Source organism: Nocardiopsis sp. TNDT3 (genome assembly GCF_003427465.1).
Classification (GTDB): Bacteria; Actinomycetota; Actinomycetes; order Streptosporangiales; family Streptosporangiaceae; genus Nocardiopsis; species Nocardiopsis dassonvillei.
Map to the genome: position 1 here is coordinate 1 of NZ_QPFC01001433.1, position 1438 is coordinate 1438.

The 1438-nt window shown below is 73.2% G+C and carries 1 protein-coding gene and 1 pseudogene; both read right to left on the bottom strand.

Features of this window, described 5'->3' with window-relative positions:
• Nucleotides 1-66 precede the first annotated feature (66 nt).
• A complete protein-coding gene (locus DQW06_RS29725) occupies nt 67-918 on the bottom strand; it encodes a carboxymuconolactone decarboxylase family protein (protein WP_232833193.1) in 852 nt (283 codons plus the stop codon).
• A gap of 153 nt (nt 919-1071) precedes the next feature.
• A pseudogene (locus tag DQW06_RS28595) lies at nt 1072-1438 on the bottom strand (5,10-methylene tetrahydromethanopterin reductase); the annotation flags it as partial.

Here is a 1438-nt window from a genome sequence, read left to right on the forward strand (position 1 = left end):
CCCGTGGCCGCGCCTGCGGCCGGCCACGGGTCCGCCGTTCCCCCGCCGGTGCGGACGGCCTCCTCCCTACTGCCCGAGCACCGGGTGGCCGCTGGCGATCGAGATCCGGTTGAACGCGTTGATGAGGGTGGTCGTCCACTCCACCGCGGAGATCTGGGCGGTGGTCAGATGGGCCGCCGCGCGAGCGTTGACGGCCTGCCGGTCGACGGTCGGATCGAGCACCGTCAACGACTCCGCCAGTTCGAGCGCGGCCCTCTGCTCGTCGGTGAACAGCCCGGCCTCGCGCCAGGCCGGCAGCACGTCCAGGGCGCCCTGCTTCACCCCCGCCTTGCGCGCCTTGGGGAGGTGGACGCTCAGGCAGGTCGGACACCCGTTGATCTGGGACACCCGGATGTTGACCAGTTCGATGGTGTCGTCGCCCAGGCCCGCCTCCCGCGCCGCGGTTCTGGAGGCCGCCGCCGCCTTGAGCATCGCCCCGTAGACCTCGGGGTGCTCCTTGTCGATGTAGGGGCGCTCCGCTCTCACGCGCCGCCCCCCCTCGACGGTCTCCTTGACCAGGGCGAGGTCGGTCGGCCTGGGCCGACGGAACCGTCCGCCCCGGGCCGTGTACTCGTCGCCGTGCTCCCGCAGGTGCTTGGAGAAGAGCGGGCACACGGGGACGACGGTGAGGTTGCGGCGAGCGCTGTCGGCCAGCGCCTCACCGACCAGCAGCCCGGCCAGGCCCCGGCCGCCGAACTCCGGTGCGACCTCGGTGTGGAAGAAGACGCGCTCGCCGGGTGCCTGGGGCGGGTCGACGAAGTCCGCGCGCCCGGCGGTGGTGCCGTCCTCCAGACTCACGGTGTAGGCGCTGACGGCGCGTGTCTCGTCCAGCGCGACGTGGACGACGGCGCCGGTCCTGTCTGTTCGCGGCTCTGTCACGGAAGGCCTCTCTGGTGGGGACGGTGTTCGGCTCGGTCGGCGGCGGTCCGGACCGGGGGGTGGACGCCGGTCCGGGCCGCCCGGGGCGGGCACGGCGGCGGGTTCTCGCCGCGACCGGAACGGGAACCCGCCGTGGGGATCGGTCGTCGCGCCTCAGCCCGTCGCTGTCGCGGAGGCGTTTCCGGTGTCGCGGGCGGAGAGCAGCGAGGCGTGGGTGGGCGCGTCGGGCACGTGCGCGGGCCGCCCGGCGGCGAACTCCTCGCGCAGCACCGGCACGACCTCCTCGCCGAGGACGTCGATCTGCTCCAGGACCGTCTTCAGGGGTGTCCCGACGCCGTCGACGTTGAACAGCTGGCGCTGGTAGTGGCCGAAGCTGTCACGGAAGGCGAGGGTCCTGTCGATGACCTGCTGGGGGCTGCCGACGGTCAGCGGGGTCTGGTCCATGTACTCCTCCAGCGACGGTCCGCCGCCCATCAGGGGGTGGTGGTCGAAGTAGGGGCGGAACTCCCTCACCGCGTCC